The organism is Protofrankia sp. CiP3 (assembly GCF_917627345.1).
GTDB lineage: Bacteria > Actinomycetota > Actinomycetes > Frankiales > Frankiaceae > Protofrankia.
Genome location: NZ_CAKJTM010000018.1, coordinates 89,176 through 92,650 on the forward strand (window position 1 = coordinate 89,176; position 3,475 = coordinate 92,650).

Annotated in this window: 5 protein-coding genes; 3 read left to right on the plus strand and 2 right to left on the minus strand. The window is 63.8% G+C overall.

Going from position 1 to position 3,475, the window contains the following annotated elements; translation table 11 throughout:
- From MJ797_RS09715 to MJ797_RS09720, 3 genes are all read left to right on the plus strand, one after another.
- Nucleotides 1–1,233 (plus strand): TrkA family potassium uptake protein (locus MJ797_RS09715; protein ID WP_239333881.1); only part of this gene is annotated, 1,233 nt, incomplete at its 5' end.
- Between the two features lie 156 nt (nt 1,234–1,389).
- Nucleotides 1,390–1,719 (plus strand): Scr1 family TA system antitoxin-like transcriptional regulator, encoded by a 330-nt coding sequence (locus MJ797_RS27445; RefSeq protein ID WP_374581865.1) that lies wholly within the window; start codon nt 1,390–1,392, stop codon nt 1,717–1,719.
- Nucleotides 1,662–2,510 carry a hypothetical protein gene (locus MJ797_RS09720; RefSeq protein WP_374581854.1) on the plus strand — a complete coding sequence of 283 codons (849 nt, stop codon included), beginning with the start codon at nt 1,662–1,664 and terminating at the stop codon, nt 2,508–2,510. The genes MJ797_RS27445 and MJ797_RS09720 overlap by 58 nt, the downstream gene beginning before the upstream one ends.
- Nucleotides 2,511–2,918: 408 nt before the next feature.
- On the opposite strand, the gene MJ797_RS27450 is transcribed toward MJ797_RS09720, so the two are convergent.
- Both MJ797_RS27450 and MJ797_RS09725 read right to left on the minus strand, forming a co-directional pair.
- On the minus strand, nt 2,919–3,206 hold the full coding sequence (locus tag MJ797_RS27450; protein WP_374581856.1) for an aldo/keto reductase: 288 nt from the start codon (nt 3,204–3,206) through the stop codon (nt 2,919–2,921).
- A 78-nt stretch (nt 3,207–3,284) separates the two neighbouring features.
- The coding region (locus tag MJ797_RS09725) for a hypothetical protein (RefSeq protein ID WP_239333895.1) at nt 3,285–3,475 on the minus strand (191 nt) is incomplete at its 5' end.

Sequence of the window (3,475 nt, forward strand, 5' to 3'; positions counted from 1 at the left end):
CGCCGCCCGCACGCCTGGCTACGGGATCTGGCCGTGACCATCGCGGCCGAGTTCGACCGCCCGTTCCGGCTCGCTCTCGGCGCCGTGCTGACCATCATGACCATCGGCACGCTGGTGCTGAGCCTGACGTATGCGGACAACGACCCGACCGCGCCGCCGGACTTCGGCCCGCTCGACGCGTTCTACCTGACCGTCACCACGATGGCCACCGTCGGCTACGGCGACTTCAACTTCGGCGCGGCCGGCGGCTGGTTACAGGCGTTCGGCGTCGCGCTGATCCTCATCGGCGCGCTGTCCATCGCGGTCGTCTACGCGTTCATCACCAATGTGATCATCAGCCGCAGGCTGGAACGGACCATCGGACGCGGGCGGGCCACCACCGCGCGTGACCACGTCATCGTCTGCGGGCTCGGTTCGGTCGGGCTGGCCACCGTGGAAGGCCTGCTCACCGCCGGGCGTGACGTTGTGATCATCGAACGCAACGAGAACAACCGGTTCCTTTCGGTCGTCCGGGACCTCAAGGTGCCGGTCGTGTTCGGTGACGCCACCGTCCGCGCGACCCTGATGGAGGCCGGGCTCACCCGAGCCGCCGCCCTCGCGGCCCTGACCAGCGACGACGTCGCGAACCTGGAAGCCGTGCTGTCAGCCCGGGAGGCATTCAACGATCATTTCACCGCCCGGCGGCGAGGAGGGCCAGGACGCTGGCGCCGACGTCGGCACGCCCCGCCTACCGCTGTGCCCGCGGCCGACGGTGCCGGTTCCAGCGTCGGCGCCGGCACCGGCGCCGGCACCGGGAATGACGACGAGGCCGGGCTACGGGTGGTGCTGCGCATCTTCGACACGACCCTTGGTGACGAAGCCGAACGCAGGTTCGCCATCCACACCGCCCGCAGCGCGTCCGCCCTGGCCACCCCGTGGTTCGTCGGCGCCGCCCTCGACTACGAGGTGGTGAGCACCTTCTACGTCGACCGGGAGCCCTTCCTCGTCGCCCGGATCACCGTGACCGCCGGTGGTGGCCTGGACGGCCCGACCCTCCAGGAACTGTCGACCGGGACCCGCATGCTCGCGGTCGCCACGTCGTCCGCACACGACGCCAGCACCGATCGCGCGCCCAACTACCGGCCGACCCGGCACACCCGGCTCCGCCCGGGCGACGAGCTCCTGGTCGTCGGCCCGACCGCGCAGATCATCGACACGGTCAGCCGCAACCAGGCCCCCCGCGTCCGGTCCTGACCTGGAGCAGATCACTCGCTATCGCGGTGCCGTTCCCCGCTCTTCCCAGCCGGGCAACGTACATTCCGGCGCTGTGAGGTTCGCTCCATGTAGAGCGACCGGCAACAGGGCTGTGGATCAAGGAGTGGGGCTGAGGTGCGTGCGCGCCGCCCCGCGATGCCGCGTCCCCTGGTACTACCAGTCCGAACTCGTTTCCGCCTCCTTCAAACAGAGGAATACGCAGGCGCTCTCATCCGAGCCGAAGAGCCCGGTGTCGAGGATGACGAGCTAGACCGGCAAGTTCGCGTCCGCATGGCCCGGCAATCGCTGCTGACGTCGAGATATAATTCTACAGATCTTCGTTTGTTGCCCATCCGCGTGGCACTCTCGAAGAACGGCTACCGGACGGCAATAATCCGACCGGGCGACAAGAGAGATAGGTTCCCATCGTGCCGCACATCCGCCCTGAACTGGATCTCAGGTCTGGATCCTACGATGATGTCTTGAAACGTGTCGAACGGTCTCTAGACGTTCGCCTTGACCGAACCACTGTGGTGCGGAAACGACGCTCAATGGGGCTCGCCAGCGATAGAGGAACCTGGGTCCGCGTTGAGGTTCGATCCCCAGAGAAGATGACCAGCCAGGGATGGAACGGAACGGAGACATCATCGGTACTTCGTGGCGTGGCTCGGCCTTCATGGAGGCAAAGCGTCTCCTGGAATGATCCCGACGAGGGTCTGACATGGAGAGCTGACGAGACAGATTTTGTGGCGGATCACCCGGTCAAACCCGGTGGCATCCTCACCACCGATCCCGAACTTTCTGAGGATTGGTGGGCGACGCTGAAATCTTCGCTGACCGCGCTTGCCGAGCATTCGACCACTCGGCTTGCTACTCCTCACACCGAGACGATAACGCAAGCACGGGTAGACCTGGCAATCAGTCGGGCCTGTGACGGCCAGATCGACACGAGGGTTGAGCAATGGTCAGCCGCGCATGCCGATCTAAATTGGGCGAATCTCACAGCACCAGAATGTGTGTTGCTTGACTGGGAAGACTGGGGAATAGCGCCGCGCGGCTTGGACGCAGCAAACCTGTGGGTCAACAGTCTGGCGATTCCCGATCTTGCCAGCCACGTCTACCGAGACTACCGAGAGGAACTGGAAAGCAAGACCGGTAGGATCATGGTACTGTTCCTGTGCGCGGACATCGTCAGCGCGCCCGCCTCGTATTCAGGCCCGCTTCACGAGCCGGCACTTCAGGCTGTCGAAAGGCTGGTGAAAGAACTTCAGCTGTGAGCGCTTCTCGCACGGATGATCTGCTGGCAATGGGCGATTCGATCCAAGTCGACCATTAGTTTTTCGGCCGGCACGAGTTCTCTCACATGGTCCATGTTGCCGGAACTCACGGCTATTCGCATCACTCTTGGAAGTTCATATGACACACGAAAGACGGCTTGCGTATTTGAACCTTGTTCATCTGAGTGAAGATAAGGTGGCTGCTTTAATTCTCTTCCAGAGGTCGCGCTCGGCGTCCCCACCGAACAGGCTCAATCCCCCACAGACGATCGAGCCGCACACCCAGACGTCGCGCCGTCCGCTCACTCGCTTCGAGCCTGTCAGCCTGTCAGACGGTACTGTCAGTCCCGCACGGATCATGAGCACGTCTGGCGTGGGCGCCTTCGCAAAAGGATCGCTATCAAGCGCCTAAATCAGCGGCGCTGTATCCCAGGACGATATTCCCCACGACGCGCACAGGCCCATGGCTACCGTTTCATTCAGCGCGGCACATGCCGCATCCAAGCATTCACGGACCGGTACCGCGCTCGCTCCCAACAGGGACTTCTCAGGATTATGTAGAAAGGCGACGTCCGGGATGCGTCCGAGGTCGCATGCTGATTCTTCCACCGCACGGTGAATCCGGCCGGGAGTGAGGGAACAGGCTATCCGTCCAGCCTCTCGGAAGAAGCCGACTTTCGTCGAGATGGAGAACATGGGAAGTAGATCCCCCGCAGTGCCTGAGTGCCTGAGTGCCTGAGGGGTGCGTCTCTTTGAGAGGTGGGTGATTCCGGGTCATCCCGGTCGTGCGGGGGCGGTGTTGAGGCCGAGGTCCGGGATGCTGGCGGGGTCGTAGCGGGCGAGGTGGTGCTCGGTGAGGTAGCGCTGCTTGTAGTAGGCCAGGTAAGCGTCAAGGTCGCCGTTGATGACGACGGCGCGGATCTTGAGGATGTCCTCGGCGCCGTCGGGGGACCACCTGGCGCCCG